Source organism: Brevundimonas sp., assembly GCF_023259385.1.
Taxonomy (GTDB): Bacteria; Pseudomonadota; Alphaproteobacteria; order Caulobacterales; family Caulobacteraceae; genus Brevundimonas.
In genome coordinates this window covers 1-14,250 of sequence record NZ_JAHFPF010000067.1, presented here as the reverse complement: position 1 = coordinate 14,250, position 14,250 = coordinate 1, and the positions used below count along the sequence as shown (strand labels likewise).

The 14,250-nt window shown below is 69.3% G+C and carries 15 protein-coding genes, 1 tRNA gene and 2 pseudogenes; 9 read left to right on the top strand and 9 right to left on the bottom strand.

The genetic code is table 11. The annotated features are described in order from the left end of the window. Window positions 1–180, bottom strand: a pseudogene (locus tag Q0C81_RS07075) (Tat pathway signal protein); the annotation flags it as partial. Continuing rightward, on the bottom strand, window positions 177–2,051 hold the full coding sequence (gene cobT, locus Q0C81_RS07070) for a cobaltochelatase subunit CobT (protein WP_291835590.1): 1,875 nt from the start codon (window positions 2,049–2,051) through the stop codon (window positions 177–179). The gene cobT and the pseudogene Q0C81_RS07075, both read right to left, overlap by 4 nt. A gap of 102 nt (window positions 2,052–2,153) precedes the next feature. Between cobT and Q0C81_RS07065 the strand changes: the two genes are divergently transcribed. After that, on the top strand, window positions 2,154–2,759 hold the full coding sequence (locus Q0C81_RS07065) for a hypothetical protein (protein ID WP_291835588.1): 606 nt from the start codon (window positions 2,154–2,156) through the stop codon (window positions 2,757–2,759). 63 nt (window positions 2,760–2,822) lie between these two features. Here Q0C81_RS07065 and ppa read toward each other — a convergent pair whose 3' ends face one another. After that, complete coding sequence (gene ppa / locus Q0C81_RS07060; protein ID WP_291835585.1) at window positions 2,823–3,380, bottom strand: inorganic diphosphatase; 558 nt, start codon at window positions 3,378–3,380, stop codon at window positions 2,823–2,825. 166 nt (window positions 3,381–3,546) lie between these two features. On the opposite strand from ppa, the gene Q0C81_RS07055 reads away from it, so the two are divergent. Next, window positions 3,547–4,230, top strand: a complete 684-nt coding sequence (locus Q0C81_RS07055; protein ID WP_291835582.1) for a DUF599 family protein — start codon at window positions 3,547–3,549, stop codon at window positions 4,228–4,230. Window positions 4,231–4,483: 253 nt separating this feature from the next. On the opposite strand, the gene Q0C81_RS07050 is transcribed toward Q0C81_RS07055, so the two are convergent. Continuing rightward, on the bottom strand, window positions 4,484–5,350 hold the full coding sequence (locus Q0C81_RS07050) for an N-formylglutamate amidohydrolase (RefSeq protein WP_291835580.1): 867 nt from the start codon (window positions 5,348–5,350) through the stop codon (window positions 4,484–4,486). 146 nt (window positions 5,351–5,496) lie between these two features. Between Q0C81_RS07050 and cpdR the strand changes: the two genes are divergently transcribed. The 6 genes from cpdR (at window position 5,497) to Q0C81_RS07020 (ending at window position 9,436) form a co-directional block, all read left to right on the top strand. Beyond that, on the top strand, window positions 5,497–5,853 hold the full coding sequence (cpdR, locus tag Q0C81_RS07045; RefSeq protein ID WP_291835577.1) for a cell cycle two-component system response regulator CpdR: 357 nt from the start codon (window positions 5,497–5,499) through the stop codon (window positions 5,851–5,853). A 96-nt stretch (window positions 5,854–5,949) separates the two neighbouring features. Continuing rightward, window positions 5,950–6,024: transfer RNA gene (locus Q0C81_RS07040), tRNA-Val, on the top strand. Window positions 6,025–6,233: 209 nt separating this feature from the next. Further along, window positions 6,234–7,340 carry an ATP-binding protein gene (locus Q0C81_RS07035; RefSeq protein ID WP_291835574.1) on the top strand — a complete coding sequence of 369 codons (1,107 nt, stop codon included), beginning with the start codon at window positions 6,234–6,236 and terminating at the stop codon, window positions 7,338–7,340. Continuing rightward, window positions 7,337–8,038, top strand: a complete 702-nt coding sequence (locus tag Q0C81_RS07030; RefSeq protein ID WP_291835571.1) for a response regulator transcription factor — start codon at window positions 7,337–7,339, stop codon at window positions 8,036–8,038. The genes Q0C81_RS07035 and Q0C81_RS07030 overlap by 4 nt, the downstream gene beginning before the upstream one ends. 49 nt (window positions 8,039–8,087) lie before the next feature. Then, window positions 8,088–8,906, top strand: coding sequence for a DUF3313 family protein (locus Q0C81_RS07025; RefSeq protein ID WP_291835568.1), 819 nt, complete (start codon window positions 8,088–8,090; stop codon window positions 8,904–8,906). Between the two features lie 71 nt (window positions 8,907–8,977). Beyond that, on the top strand, window positions 8,978–9,436 hold the full coding sequence (locus Q0C81_RS07020; protein ID WP_291835565.1) for a hypothetical protein: 459 nt from the start codon (window positions 8,978–8,980) through the stop codon (window positions 9,434–9,436). Here Q0C81_RS07020 and Q0C81_RS07015 read toward each other — a convergent pair. From Q0C81_RS07015 to Q0C81_RS07000, 4 genes are all read right to left on the bottom strand, one after another. After that, window positions 9,420–10,226, bottom strand: coding sequence for an alpha/beta hydrolase (locus tag Q0C81_RS07015; RefSeq protein WP_291835564.1), 807 nt, complete (start codon window positions 10,224–10,226; stop codon window positions 9,420–9,422). The two genes, Q0C81_RS07020 and Q0C81_RS07015, sit on opposite strands and share 17 nt — an antisense overlap. A 27-nt stretch (window positions 10,227–10,253) precedes the next feature. After that, window positions 10,254–11,075 (bottom strand): alpha/beta hydrolase, encoded by an 822-nt coding sequence (locus tag Q0C81_RS07010; protein WP_291835562.1) that lies wholly within the window; start codon window positions 11,073–11,075, stop codon window positions 10,254–10,256. Window positions 11,076–11,200: 125 nt separating this feature from the next. Further along, the gene (locus Q0C81_RS07005) at window positions 11,201–11,983 is read right to left on the bottom strand and encodes an alpha/beta fold hydrolase (protein ID WP_291835559.1); all 783 of its coding nucleotides are present in this window, start codon (window positions 11,981–11,983) and stop codon (window positions 11,201–11,203) included. A 211-nt stretch (window positions 11,984–12,194) separates the two neighbouring features. Beyond that, a complete protein-coding gene (locus Q0C81_RS07000) occupies window positions 12,195–13,124 on the bottom strand; it encodes a LysR family transcriptional regulator (protein WP_291835556.1) in 930 nt (309 codons plus the stop codon). A 112-nt stretch (window positions 13,125–13,236) separates the two neighbouring features. On the opposite strand from Q0C81_RS07000, the gene Q0C81_RS06995 reads away from it, so the two are divergent. Then, the gene (locus tag Q0C81_RS06995; RefSeq protein WP_291835553.1) at window positions 13,237–13,935 is read left to right on the top strand and encodes a pirin family protein; all 699 of its coding nucleotides are present in this window, start codon (window positions 13,237–13,239) and stop codon (window positions 13,933–13,935) included. 119 nt (window positions 13,936–14,054) lie between these two features. Here the strand turns inward: Q0C81_RS06995 and Q0C81_RS06990 are convergent. Beyond that, a pseudogene (locus Q0C81_RS06990) lies at window positions 14,055–14,250 on the bottom strand (glutathione S-transferase); the annotation flags it as partial.

The following is a 14,250-nucleotide window of genomic DNA, read 5'->3' as shown; positions in this document are numbered from 1 at the left end:
GCGGACACCCTCGGCCAGGCGGGCGCCGCCGGGCAGGCCCAGGCCGATGGGCCGCGTCGAGGCCGCTCCGGTCGTCCAGCCCGTGACCGGGGTGAGCGGCGGCGTCACCGAAACCGCGCCGGCGCAGGCGGCCAGGGTCACGGCCGCGAGCGCGGGCAGCAGGCGGCGCAGCATCGTCATGCAGCCTTCTGCCGCCGGCCGGCGGGAGTCTCGGCCCTGGCGTCGAACAGTTCGGCCAGCTTCTCGATCATCGCGCCGCCCAGTTGCTCGACATCGACGATGGTCAGGGCGCGGCGGTAGTAGCGCGTGACGTCGTGCCCGATTCCGATGGCCAGGAGTTCGACAGGCGATCGGGTCTCGATGAACTCGATGACCTCGCGGATGTGCTTCTCCAGGTACATCGCCGCATTGGCCGACTGGGTCGAATCGTCCACCGGCGAGCCGTCCGAAATGACCATCAGGATCTGCCGCGCCTCGGGCCGGGCCATCAGCCGGTCGTGGGCCCACAGCAGGGCCTCGCCGTCGATGTTCTCCTTCAGCAGGCCCTCGCGCATCATCAGGCCGAGGTTCTTCTTGGCCCGTCGCCAGGGCGCGTCCGCCGATTTGTAGATGATGTGGCGCAGGTCGTTCAGGCGGCCCGGCATCGCCGGCTTGCCCGCGGTGATCCAGGCCTCGCGGCTCTGGCCGCCCTTCCACGCGCGGGTGGTGAAGCCCAGGATCTCGACCTTGACGCCGCACCGCTCCAGCGTCCGCGCCAGGATGTCGGCGCACACCGCTGCGACCATGATCGGCCGCCCGCGCATCGAGCCCGAATTGTCCAGCAGCAGGGTCACCACCGTGTCGCGGAACGGGCTTTCGCTCTCGGCCTTGAAGCTCAGCGGACTGGTCGGATCGGTGATGATCCGGGTCAGGCGGGCGGTGTCCAGAACCCCCTCTTCCAGATCGAAATGCCAGCTGCGGTTCTGCTGCGCCATCAGGCGGCGCTGCAGCTTGTTGGCCAGCCGGGCGACGACCGAGCTCAGCGCCGTCAGCTGCTGGTCCAGCAGGCCCCGCAGGCGTTCCAGCTCATTGGGATCACACAGGTCGGCGGCGTCGACGATCTCGTCGAAGGCGGTGGTGAAGACGCGATAGGCGTCGATCGCCCGACCGTCGTCCATCGTCTGCTGACGGTTGGGCAGGGCGCCTTCGTTCAGGTCGGGGCCGTCCTCGCTGGTCTCGCCGTTCGGATCGGCGGGCGAGCCGTCTGGACGGGCGTCGCGCTCGTCGCTGGCGGTCTGGTCGTCGGTGGAGCCGTCCATCGACTGGCCCTCGCCGCCGCCGGCTTCATCCTCTTCCTCGTCCTCGGGATCGGCGGCGTCCGGATCCTGCGGGTCGGGTTCGTCCTGGCCCGGGTCGTCGGAGACGTCGTCGCCGCGCCCGTCGCCCGGGTCCATGTCCAGCGCCTTGAGCACGTCGCGCAGCCGCTCCGCGAAGGCCGTCTGGTCGCCCGCGACCTCCGCCAGGGCGTCGATCTTGCGGCCCGCCTTGTTCTCCAGCTCGGCGCGGACCAGGTCCAGCAGGGCCCCGGCGCCGTCGGGCGCGCGCTGGCCGGTCAGCCGCTCGCGGACCAGCAGGGCCACCGCCTCGGCCACCGGAACGCGCTCGGCGTCCGTCACGCGCAGGGCGCCGCTCTTCTCCAGCCGGGTCAGCAGGGCCGAGTTCATATTGGCCCGCACGCCGGCCAGCGACTGCGAGCCGACAGCCTCGACGCGGGCCTGTTCAACGGCCTCGAACACCTCGGCGGCGCGGCTGTCGACGGGGCGCAGGCGGGCGTGGACGCCCTCGTCGTGATTGGCCAGCCGCAGGGCCAGCCGGTCGGCCTGCCCTCGCAGGGCGGCGCTCTCGGGCGCGCCCGGATCGCGCGGCGGATGCGGCAGGGTCAGGACGCCGTTGGCCAGCTTGGGTCCGTCCGAGCCGAACACGACCTCCAGCTCCGATTGCTCGGCCAGGGCCCGCGCGGCGTGGGCGAGGGCGCGTTTGAACAGGTCGGAAGGGGTCTCGGCGGCGGCCATGGGGGACACTTAGCGCAGACGGCGGAGAGGGGAAGGGGCGTTATCGAACTGACAACCGGATCGGGCGACTCTGTCCGGTCTTCTGTGAAGTGGAGTGCGTCCGTGAGAACCGCGATCATGAAAGGCGTCGGCCTGCTGTTCATCATGGTCGGTTGCGAGGCTGAGGCGCCGGCGATCAGTCGCGAAGCGCGCGCCGAACTGGCTGAAACGGCCGAGCGCGCGGACAAGGCGCTGGAGAGCGCTTCAGCCGGTTTCGAGGCGCCTGCCTGCCGCCGCAGCGAACGGGTCATCTACGCCTGCGATTTCGGCGACCGGCGCGTGGCGGTCTGCGCCACCGGCAACCGGCTCAGCTACCGCTTCGGCGATGCGCGCCGGACCGATCTGGAGATCGATTCCCGGCCCGGCCATGTGCGCGCCCATACCGGCGGCGTGGTCGGCGGCGGCGGCGGGCGCCAGGAACACATCCGCTTCAGCAACAACGGCTACCATTACATCGTGCACAGCATGGAGGCGGGAAGCCTGACGGATATTCCCGGCAAGCGCATATCGGGCGTCACCGTGGTGCGCGGCGAGACCGGCGCCTCGCCCATCGTGCGGAGCCTGAATTGTCCGCTGGCGGGTCCGGCCCAGTCCATGGATCAGTTCAATGCCCTGCCCGCGGAAACCTTCGCGGCGGAAACGGACGAGACCTGGGACGCCTGGTGGTGAGGTCCTGGAACGAAAAAGGCCCCGGCGTCTCCACCGGGGCCCTTCTGATCTCTGTCTGACGGATCAGGCCGCGTTGGCGGCCTTGGCCTTCAGCTTGTCCTGGTGGGCGCGCATGCCCGCGGCGATCAACTCGGCGGCCTCGCCGGCGTCGCCCCAGCCCTTGACCGTGACCGACTTGCCCTTCTCCAGATCCTTGTAGCGGGTGAAGAAGTGCTCGATCTGCTCGACCAGGATGGCCGGCAGCTGCCGGTAGCTGGCGATGTCGGTGTAATAGGGGTTCAGCTTGTCGACCGGCACGGCCAGGATCTTCTCGTCGCCGCCGGCTTCATCGACCATCTTCAGCACGCCGATCGGGCGCGAGCGGATGACGCAGCCCGGAACGACCGGCGCGGGGTTGAGCACGATCACGTCACAGGGGTCGCCGTCATCCGACAGGGTGTGCGGGATGAAGCCGTAGTTGCCCGGATAGTACATGGCCGTGTGCAGGAAGCGGTCGACGAACAGCGCGCCCGAGGCCTTGTCCATCTCGTACTTCACCGGCAGGCCGCCCTGCGGGATCTCGATGACGACGTTGATGTCCCAGGGCGGGTTCGGGCCGACGGGAATGGCGTCGAGGTTCATGACGGGCTCGTCTATGTTGCATCTGCGAACGGAAGACCCGGGGTGATAAGCCTCCACGGCGCCCGAAGCAAGGCGCAGGCGTTGTTAAGACCGGCGGTATTCTCAGTCGTGGCTTGAGCGCGAAGGCGATGCGGGCGACTGTGTCGCGGGGCGACAAGGAACACGCATGACGATCCTGGACTACCTGGCGCTCGCCCTCTTCTTCTTGTGCTGGCTGGGCTACGGCCCGCTGCTCAAACTGCTGGCGCATCGCACCGGCACGCTGAACGACGACATGGGCGTCGTGCGCCGGGTCTGGATGACGGCCATGACCCACCGCGAGATGCGGCTGGTCGATAGCCAGCTGATGGGCCACTCCATCAACTCCGCCAGTTTTTTCGCCTCGACCAACCTGCTGCTGATCGCGGCCGTGGCGGGCATTCTGTTCGGCGGCCAGACGGCGTTGGACGGCTTCGCCTCGATCGGCGCCGAGGCCGTGCCGACCCGGGTGCTCGAGGCCAAGCTGGCGCTGGTGCTGATCTGCCTGGTGCGTGGCCTGCTGGATTTCATCTGGGCCCTGCGCCAGATGAACTACACCCTGGCCCTGATCGGCGCCGCGCCGGAAATCCATACCGAGGCGGACCGGGTGGCCCTGGGCGCGGCGGCCACCGACCTTCTGAACCCGGCGCTGAACACCTTCAGCCAGGGCGTGCGCGGTTATTATTTCGCGCTGGCGGCCGCGGCCTGGCTGTTCGGGTCGGTGTGGCTGGCGGCCGGCGTGACGGCGGCCTTCTGCCTGCTGGTCTGGCGGCAGTCGGGCTCGCCCGCGGCGCGCGCCATCCGCAACGCGCGCCGACTGCTCGAACCCTGAACTCTTCCCGGTACGGCCATGCTCGTTCGCAGCCGCGTTGTGCCCGGGGCGATTTTCTCCCCTGAAAACGGTTACTTTGCGGAAATGCGACAGAAGGTTGCCGTTACACGGCGTTACCGCAGGCGCGAAATACCCGCTTGACCATTTGTGCACTGCACACTAGCTTGGTTTTCGACGCCGCGAGGCGTCATGCCCTTCCTGGGCGTTTCCTCCCTATAGACTTTATATGCCGCGCCCTCGGGCGCGGCTTTTTTTATGTCCCGAGGCCCGCCAGGCCGCCCGTCACGTCGGCGATGACCCGCGCCACGCCCTTTTCCGTGCGCGACCAGCCGATCCCGGGACGACGCTCCATCTCGTCGAAATACAGCGCGCGGTTCAGCTCGACCTGAACGGCGTGGAAGCCCTCGTCGGGCCGGCCCCAGCGCTGGGTGGTCCAGCCGCCGGCGTAGGGGTGGTTCAGCGCCACCCGCCAGCCCAGCGCCTCGAACGCCGTCCGCAGCCGCCGCGTCAGCTCCGCCGAACAGGACGAGCCGTGCCGATCGCCCAGCACGACGTCCGGACCCCGCGGCCCGCCGGGCGCGCGGGTGGCCCGCTCGGGCATGGAGTGCCAGTCGATCAGCACCGCCTCGCCGAACCGGTCGCGCGCCGCGTGCATCTCGGCGGCGAGGGCCGCGTGCCAGGGCGCGTGGACGGTTTCCAGTCGCGCCCTTGCCTCTTCCCGCGTCAGGCGCCGCGCATAGAGGGGGCGTCCATCGCCGGTCAGTCGGGGAAGGACGCCGTATCCCGCCGCCGACCGGGGCGAGGCCGGATGCTCCAGCCCTTCGATCAGTTGCGGGTCCAGATCCGCCGGGTCCCGGTTCAGGTCCACATAGGCGCGGCCCAGCCGCGCCAGCACCAGGGTCGCGCCGTGGGCCGGGCCGGGCGCGATCAACCGGTCGACCAGGGCGTCCTCGGCGCTGCGCAGGCTGGCTTCGGACAGGGCCGGGTCGGCGTTCAGGTCGCCGGGATACAGGGCGCCCGAGTGGGGCGAGGCGAAGATCAGCCGTCCGGGCGCGGCCGGACGCACGACGGTCACCGCCGCCTGCTCCTCCCGCGTCTCGCCTGCATTCACCGTCGTCATCGCAAACCGCATAGCCTGTTTCGCGGCTTCATCCACAGACGGGCCGCATCCCTGCGGCTCGCCCTTACGGCGTTTTTCATGGCGGGTTTACCAGTGCGGGCCTAGCTTCAGGGTCCAAGACGATCCGGGGCGGACGACGAAACACCATGGCGCGCATCCTTCTGGCTGAAGACGACAATTCGCTTCGCGGCTTCCTGACCCGCGCGCTGGAGCGCGCCGGCCACGAAGTCGTCGACTGCGAGAACGGCGACGACGCCATCGACGCGCTCGATCAGGGCCCGTGGGACCTGCTGCTGACCGATATCGTCATGCCCGGCGCCGACGGCATCGAGGTGGCCCGCGTGGCCGCCGCCCGCCAGCCCGGCATCCGCATCATGTTCATCACCGGCTTTGCCGCCGTGGCCCTGTCCGCCGCCCAGGCCAGCCCGCAGGCCAAGGTCCTGGCCAAGCCCGTCCACCTGCGTGATCTGGTGGGTGAAGTGGAGCGGATGGTCGCCGCCTGAAGATTCAGGGCGGTTTCGCCCTTGCGGTCCGCGAGGCCGTCGGGTTATAGACCGCGCCTTCCCGCCCGGGGGGCTTGCTCCCAGGGCCGTCAAGGCGGACGCGTAGCTCAGCGGGAGAGCACTACGTTGACATCGTAGGGGTCACAGGTTCAATCCCTGTCGCGTCCACCATTCCTTCCCCCCGTGACATCGCCGCCCGGCGTCCTCGCGGGTTCCTCCTGACATCGCTTTGACGTCGACCGCTCGCCGCGGTGATTGACCCGCGCCTTGAAAGCTCCATGAAAGGCGCGTCCCCTATCGCTGCGATCCGGCGGGGCGCCGGCGCATCGGGGACGGACATGGCAGGACCAGCATCGCCGCGCCGCAGCGGGCGCTCCCTGATGGGGATGATCTTCCCCATCCTCGTGACCGTCACCCTGTTCGTCTACTTCGCCCAGGAGGTGCTGGGTCTCGATCCCGACCCCGACGATATGACGCCGATCGAGCGGATCACGACCGGCTACATCCTCGCCGAGGCGCGGGAGGTCCTGCCGATGCTGGGATTCTACCTGGCCCTGATCAGCGTCGTGGTCTTCGCCGTGCTGCATTTCGGGCTGAAGCCCCTGCGCCGGATGTCCGAGCAGGCCGCCCAGATTGGTCCCGCCACGCTCGAGGATCGCCTGGACCTCAAGGTCACCCCCGCCGAGATCGCTCCGCTGGTCGAGGCGTTCAACGGCGCCCTGGACCGGCTGGAAAGCGGCTGGCGGGCCCAGCGCGACTTCTCCGCCAACGCCGCCCACGAACTTCGCACACCGCTCGCCGCCCTGCGCGCCCAGGTCGAGAACCGGCTGGAACCGGAGGATCGCGAGGATGCGGTCCGCGAGTTCGACCGACTGTCCCGCCTGATCGCGCAACTGCTCATGCTGGCCGAGACCGAACATGGCCAGGCCCGCGCGGTCGAGAGCTTCGATCTGGTCGCCGTCGCGCGCCGGACGGCCAGCGACCTGGCCCCCGCCATCGTCTCGGGCGGCCGCCAGCTGGAGTTCGGGTCGGTGGTCGAGACTTGGCCGGCGCGCGGCCATCCGCTGATGGTCGAGGTCGCGCTCCGGAACCTGCTTGAGAATGCGATCCGGCACACGCCCGACGGCGCCGCCATCACCGTCACCGTCGGCGGCGCGGGGACGGTGGTTGTCGCCGACGACGGTCCCGGCGTCCCCGCCCCCTTCGTCAACCGGCTGTTCGACCGGTTCAGCAAGGCGGATTCGACCAGCGGCGGCGCGGGCCTGGGCCTGTCCATCGTCGCCCGGGTCATGGCGTTGCATGAGGGGCGGGCCCGGTTGATCCGCACGGCGCGCGGCGCCTGTTTCGAACTGGATTTCTCCAGCGCGGGCGACCGTCCGGAAGCCGAGGTCCGTCCTGCCGAGACGCGCGCCGACCTGGGATCGCGCTGGCGATCCTTCTCCGCGAAAGCTTGGCGCAAGACTGGTCCGGCAAAGGTCGCGGCATGAAGGTTCTGCTTGTCGAGGATAACCGGCTGTTGGGGGAATCGACCGCCCGGTCGCTGACCCGCGCGGGCTTCTCGGTCGACCTGGCCGACCGGTTCGAGGACGGCTGGCATGCCTGGCGGACGGCGGACTACGACGTGGTCGTCCTGGACATCATGCTGGGCGAGGACAGCGGTCTGGACCTGCTGGCCCGTGCGCGCGCCGCCGGACGTGTCTGTCCGGTGCTGCTGCTGACGGCGCTGGGCGACATCGACCGGCGGGTCGAGGGGCTGAACGCCGGCGCGGACGACTATCTGGTCAAACCCTTCGCCCTGGAGGAGCTGATCGCCCGGTTGCGCGCCCTCGCCCGCCGCCCGGCCTCGATGCTCGATCCGGTGCTGCGCTACGGCAACGTCCGGTTCGACACCGGCGCCCGCGAGGTCGCCGTCGACGACCAGGTCGCCCAGCTCTCGCGCGGCGAGGGCATTGTGCTGGAGCGCTTCCTTCGCACGCCGGACCGGATCATCACCCGCGAACAGCTGGGCGAGAGCCTCTATTCGTACGATCAGGACTACACCGAGAATTCCATCCAGGTTCACGTCCATCGGGTCCGGCGCAAGCTGGCCGAACTGAACGCCGGCATGTCGATCCGGGCCATCCGCGGCCTCGGCTACATGGCGATCGAGACTCAGCCTTCCCCCATGCCGCCTCCTGTTTCCTGACGTTTCCTCCCCGGACGCCTCCCTCCCCCCACATCGAAGGACGACCCCCATGGTTCGATACCTGAACGCCCTGACCGCGACGGGCCTGCTGGCCGTGGCCGCCTGCCAGACGGCGCCCGAGCCCCACGCCGGCTTCCTGACCAGCTACGAAGGGCTGGAGCGCAAGTCGGGCACCATCCGCGCCTCGATCCGCCAGCGCCGCGACGACGCCGAGGCGGCGACCCTCGAGCGGGTCTTCATTGAGCCCAGCCTGCTGGTCGGCGACGCGGCGCCCCACTTGAAGGAGGGCGAGCAACAGGCCGTCCTGCGCGAAATCGACCGGCAGATCTGCTACGAGGTCAGCGAGCGCTTCACCGTCCTGTCCGAGGCGGCTCCCGACGCGGCCCGTATCCGCGCCGGCGTGACCCGGATCGATCCGACCGGAACGGCGGGCTCGGCGGCCTCGGCCGCTGTCAACTACTTCATCCCCGGCCCGCTCGGCGTGCGCGTGCCCGGTTCGACCGGCGGCCTGGCGGTCGAGACCGAGCTTCTGGCGCCCGGATCGGGCCGGCAGGTGGCGGCCCTGCTCTGGGCCCGCAACGCGACGGCGGTGGGAATGGACGATCCGTCCCTGTCCCGGGTCGGCGACGCGCTGCAGTTCGCCGAACCCCTCGGCGATGCGGTGGGCGACGCCTTCTCGCCCCCGGACCGCAAGCCGCGCGACATCGCCAAGCCCGACCCGTGCGAGGGCTTCGGTCCCCGCTTTAACGCCGGCGGCATGGTGGCCGGCGGTCTGGTCGGCATGGCGACGGGCCTCTACGTGCCGGAGCTGGACCGCGCCCGCCCCGCCGCCGCCGCGCCGACGGAGCCCGCTCCCGCCCCCCGCTGACCTGTCCTCTGGCCGTCGCTCGACAGCTGTGAGAGGTTCGCCGCTCATCGGATGTGGACAGGGAGGCGCAAATGCACTGGATCGTGAGTCTTCTGGCGGTGCAGACGCTCACCGTGCCGGCCTATTCGCCGCCCGCGGCCCTGCCGCCGCCCGTGCCCGAACGCCTCAGCCTGGTCGTCGCCACCACGGTGTCGGAAACCGATCCGCAACCGCTGTGCGACCGGCCCAACTGCACCTCGCTGTTCCTCGGGCGTTACACCGGCGCGCGGACGCTGGCCGGGCCCGCCGTCGAGACCAATTTCGCGGCGCGGGTCGAGATGGGGTCGCCCTGGATCCGGCCTTACCGGCTGGCGCTCATCGTCGAGCAAAGGCCGGGCGCCGAACCGCTGGTGCGGGCCATGACCGGCTTCAGCCAGCGTACCGGACAGGCCTGTTTCGGCGCGGATGAACTGACCCCGCTGGGTTGGTCGCCGCAGGGCGCGGGCATCGCGGTGACGGACGGCGCGGTCTGCGTCACTGCGCCCGAGTAGGCCGGCGCGGGCTTAAGCCCTCGGCCCAGTCGATGCAGACCTTCGCCACCTCCTCCCAGCCGGGCTCGGCCAGCAGGAGGTGGGAGCGACCGGGGAAGCGGTGGAAGTCCGTCGGTGCGGCGGACCGCGACTGCAGGCGCCAGGCGGCGCGCGACAGATACGGCGTCACCAGCCGGTCGCGGTTGCCCGAGGTGATCAGCAGCGGCTGCGTCCGTCGGCGCGGATCGACGCGCGTGCCCAGCCAGAAGGCGGCCTGGTAGAAGACCCGCCCCGGCGTGGGGATCACATAGGCGTCGTACGATCGGTTCTGCAGCTCCGCCGGGGCGGCGTTGGCGAAGCGTTCGGCCCAGCGCCTGCGGCTCATGGCATAGGGCCGGTTCCAGCCGTTCCAGCGCAGGATGGGCGGCAGGGCGGCGGTCAGGGTCCACCAGCCGGGAACGATCCCGCCGATGGGCGCGGGATTGATCGCGATCCCCGCCCGCCCCGCGCCCCGGTCCAGCAGCATCTGGGTGAACAGGCCGCCGAAGGAATGGCCGACCAGCAGGGGCGGGGTCGGCAGGGCCTCGATGAAGGTCTGCAGCCCATCGACGATCTTTCCGACCGTCAGCCCGCCCAGGGCATCCGGAGGGCTGGCGTTCAGCGCGGTCGCCGACCGGCCCTTCAGAACGTCCCAGGTGGGCGTCAGAACGGTCCAGCCGGCGTCTTCCCAAGGCTTGCGGAAATCCGCCCAGGAGTCCGTCGTCACCCACAGGCCGTGGATCAGGACGACCGTCTTGTCGGTGTCGGCCATGACGGACTCCTTTCGGAGAGGCGAGGTCTAGCTGCGGATGAATTCCAGCAGGTCGGCGTTCAGGCGGTCCTGCTCCGTGGTGGCCAGGCCGTGCGGGCTGCCCTCATAGACTTTCAGGATCGAGCCCTTGACGATCTCGTGCGACTTGCGGCCCGCGGCGTCGATCGGGACGATCTGGTCGTCGCTGCCGTGGATGATCAGGGTCGGCTTGTCGAACTTCTGAAGGTCGGGGGTGTAGTCGACCTCCGAGAACTCGTGGATGCAGTCCAGCTGGCCCTTGATGCCGCCCATCATGCCCTGCAGCCAGAAGCTCTCGCGCACCCCTTCCGAGATTTTCGCGCCGGGTCGGTTGTAGCCGTAGAAGGGCAGGGTCAGATCTTTGAAGAACTGGCTGCGGTCGTCATAGGTCCCCTTGCGAATGCCGTCGAAGACCTCGATCGGCAGGCCGCCCGGATTGGCCGCGGTCTTGAGCATCAGCGGCGGCACCGCCCCGATCAGCACGATCTTGGCGACCCGGCTGGAGCCGTGGCGGCCGACGTAGTGGGTGATCTCGCCGCCGCCGGTCGAGTGGCCGATCAGGACGATGTCCTTCAGGTCCAGTTTCTCGATCAGGGCGTGCAGGTCGTCGGCGTACTGGTCCATGTGGTTGCCGTCCCAGGTCTGGTCCGAACGGCCATGGCTGCGGCGGTCATGGGCGATGACCCGATAGCCGTTCGAGCCCAGGAACTGCATCTGGCCGTCCCAGGCGTCGCTGCTCAGCGGCCAGCCGTGGCTGAACAGGACGGGCTGACCCTTGCCCCAGTCCTTGTAGAAGATCTGGGCGCCGTCGTTCGCGGTGATGAAGGCCATCGAAGTCTCTCCTGAAGGTTCGGCGGGTGCCGCCGTCGGTGGTTGACGAACGGATCATCGCTCGGGATCGATCCGGCGAAAATGGAAACGATCGAAACTCAATCTTTCCAGGAAGTAGTCTCGGTTCAGCGTTGAATCTGGTGTTCCACGGCCCAGTCGAGCGCGTAGTCGGCGACGGCTTCCCAGCCCTCGTCCATGCAGTTCCAGTGCGAGCGGCCCGCGTATTCCTTGTAGTCGGTGCGGGTCGGGGCCTGGGTCTGCTTCTTGTAGATGTTGCGCACCATGCCGGCGTCCGCGATCAGGTCGGTCTCGCCGGCGATGAGCAGCAGCGGCGCGCGCTTGGGGTTCTTCCAGTGGATCTTGCCCGAGGCGCCGGTGACCCCGTCCCAGTAGACCTTGCCCGGCGTCGGCACGATGTAGGCGTCGTACAGCGCCGTGACCTGGTCGCGCGGCGCGGTCTGGGCGAACCGCTCGGCGAAGAATTTCCGCGACATGGTCTTGGACTTCTTCCAGCTGAACAGGTCCAGCAGCACCGGCAGGGCCGAGACGATGGCGTGCGGTCCCAGCGGGACGCCCGGCGTCGGGGCCGGATTGATGGCCACCCCCGCCACGCCGAGGCCCCGGTCCAGCAGATGCTGCACGCAGACGCCGCCCATGGAGTGGCCGATGAGGATCGGCGTCTCGGGCAGGGCCCGGATCAGCCGCTCATAGTGGTCGAACAGGTCGACCTGCCCGATCTTGGCCAGCGCCTTGTTCGGGTAGTCGCGCAACTCGGCCGGGGTGCGGTCGTCATAGGGCCAGTCGGGGGCCACGACGGTATAGCCCTTGGCCTCATAGCGGGCCTTGAAGCCGGCCCAGCTGGCCGAGTTCAGCCAGGCGCCGTGGATCAGCATGATGGTCTTGGTCATGGTCAGCCTCATGATCGGGCGCGACGACGCCGCCGCGCGGTCAGACGGGTCTCTCGCCGCAGGGAGGCGGCGCAACGCGGACGCTCGGAGGACGGGTTCACCGGGATCGGAAGCGGCGAACGCGCTGATCAACTGACAGCTTGGCCATTGAGCCACGGATTGGACCGGGAGGGAAGATAACACCGGGATCAACTCCGATGTCGCGGCGTTATCAGCGCTTGCCGACCGTATCGCCCGGCCACAGCGGACCCGAGAATTTAGCCGCCAGGTAGGTCATCAGCGCCGTCACCCGCGCCGGTCGCGGGCCGCCGCCGGGGGCGACCAGATGCAGGGCGATGGGCGGCAGGCTCCAGTCGGTCATAACCGTCTCCAGCTTCCCGGCGGCCACATCGCGCCAGTAGATGAAGTCCGGCTGCGGTGCGACGCCCAGCCCGGCGCACAGGGCATAGGTCAGGGCGTCGGCGTTGTTGGCGCGGAACGGCCCGTGCGGCCGCACCGCCGTCTCCTCGCCCGCCTTGTTCACGAACCGCCACAGCTCGGCGTTGGGCAGGTAGGCGTAGCCGAGGCAGGCGTGGCGCACGAGGTCGGATGGATGCGCGGGCCGCCCCCGCTGGGCCAGATAATCGGGCGACGCGACCAGATAGCGCTGGATCGGCCGCAACCGCCGCGCCGTCATCGACGAGTCCGCCAGCGCCGCGATCCTCAGCGCGCAGTCGAAGCCGCCGCCGACCAGGTCGATGACCTCGTCCGACAGGTGCAGGTCCACCGACACGTCTGGATGGGTCGCCAGGAATTCGGGCAGGGCGGGCGCCACATAGGCCATGCCGAACGACATGGGGGCGGCGAGGCGCACCAGGCCGCGCGGCTTGACTGCCTGGTCCAGCATCTCGCCTTCCGCCGCCTCGGCCTCGCTCAGCATCTGGCCCGCGCGCGCCGCCAGCGTCCGTCCCGCATCGGTCAGGGAGAACCGGCGCGAGGTCCGATGCAGCAGGGTCGTGCCCAGCCTGAGCTCCAGCCGGCTGACCGCCTTGGACACCGTCGCCTTGGACAGGGCCAGCGCCTCCGCCGCGCGCGAGAAGGACTGGGTCTCCGCCACCTTCGAGAAGATGGCCAGGGCCTCCAGGTCCGGTAGTTTCGACATGCGCGCTCCGCGAAACGATGAGTTTCAGCTGTTTCTATTTTGGATCCGAAGCCGATCGCTATCTTGTCGTCAAGCAACAGCGGCCCCGATGGCGGGGCGCGGAGACAAGACCATGATCGAGCTGAGACCGTTCGACAGCCTGGGTGGCGCGAACCACGGCTGGCTCAACGCCAAACACCATTTCTCGTTCGCCAACTATTATGATCCCAAGCGGATGAGCTGGGGCAATCTGCGCGTCTGGAACGACGACGAGATCGCCGCCGGCACGGGCTTCCCGCCCCATCCGCACTCGGACATGGAGATCATCACCTATGTCCGCGAAGGGGCCATCACCCACGAGGACAGCCTGGGCAACAAGGGCCGCACCGAGGCCGGCGACGTCCAGGTGATGAGCGCGGGCACGGGCATTCGCCACGCCGAATACAACGCCGAGCCGGACCTGACCCGGATCTTCCAGATCTGGATCGAGCCGACCCGCCGGGGCGAGCAGCCCGCCTGGGGCTCGCGGCCCTTCCCCAAGGGCGACCGCGCCGGCCAGTTCGTGGTCCTCGCTTCGGGTTTTGAAGGCGACGGCGACGCCCTGCCGATCCGCACAGACGCCCGCATCGTCGCGGCGACCCTGAAGGCCGGCGAGACCGCCGATTATCCGCTGGGCGCCGCCCGTCGCGGCTATCTGGTCCCGGCGGTCGGCGAGATCGAGGTCAACGGCGTGCGCGCCAACGCCCGTGACGGCGTGGCCATCGCCGAGGTCGAAACGGTTACGGTGAAGGCCCTGTCCGACACCGAACTGGTCCTGGTCGACGCGGCGTAAGCCCTCGACCGGAGCGGGTCCGCGGTCCCTGTCTGCCCCCCCCGACGCCGCGGGCCCGCAGCCTTCAAAAGAAAGGGGGACGACCTCTCGGCCGTCCCCCTTTTCATTCACAAATCCATTCATCCCCGCGCCGGAATCTCCAGCCCGCGCTGCACCGCCGGACGGGCCAGGCCGCGCTCCAGCCACGCCGGCACGTTTTTCAGGTCGTCGAAGCCGACCAGATCGCGGGCCTCGTAGAAGCCGATCAGATTGCGCACCCAGCCCAGGGTGGCGACATCGGCGATCGAATAGTCGCCCATGATCCAGTCACGGCCC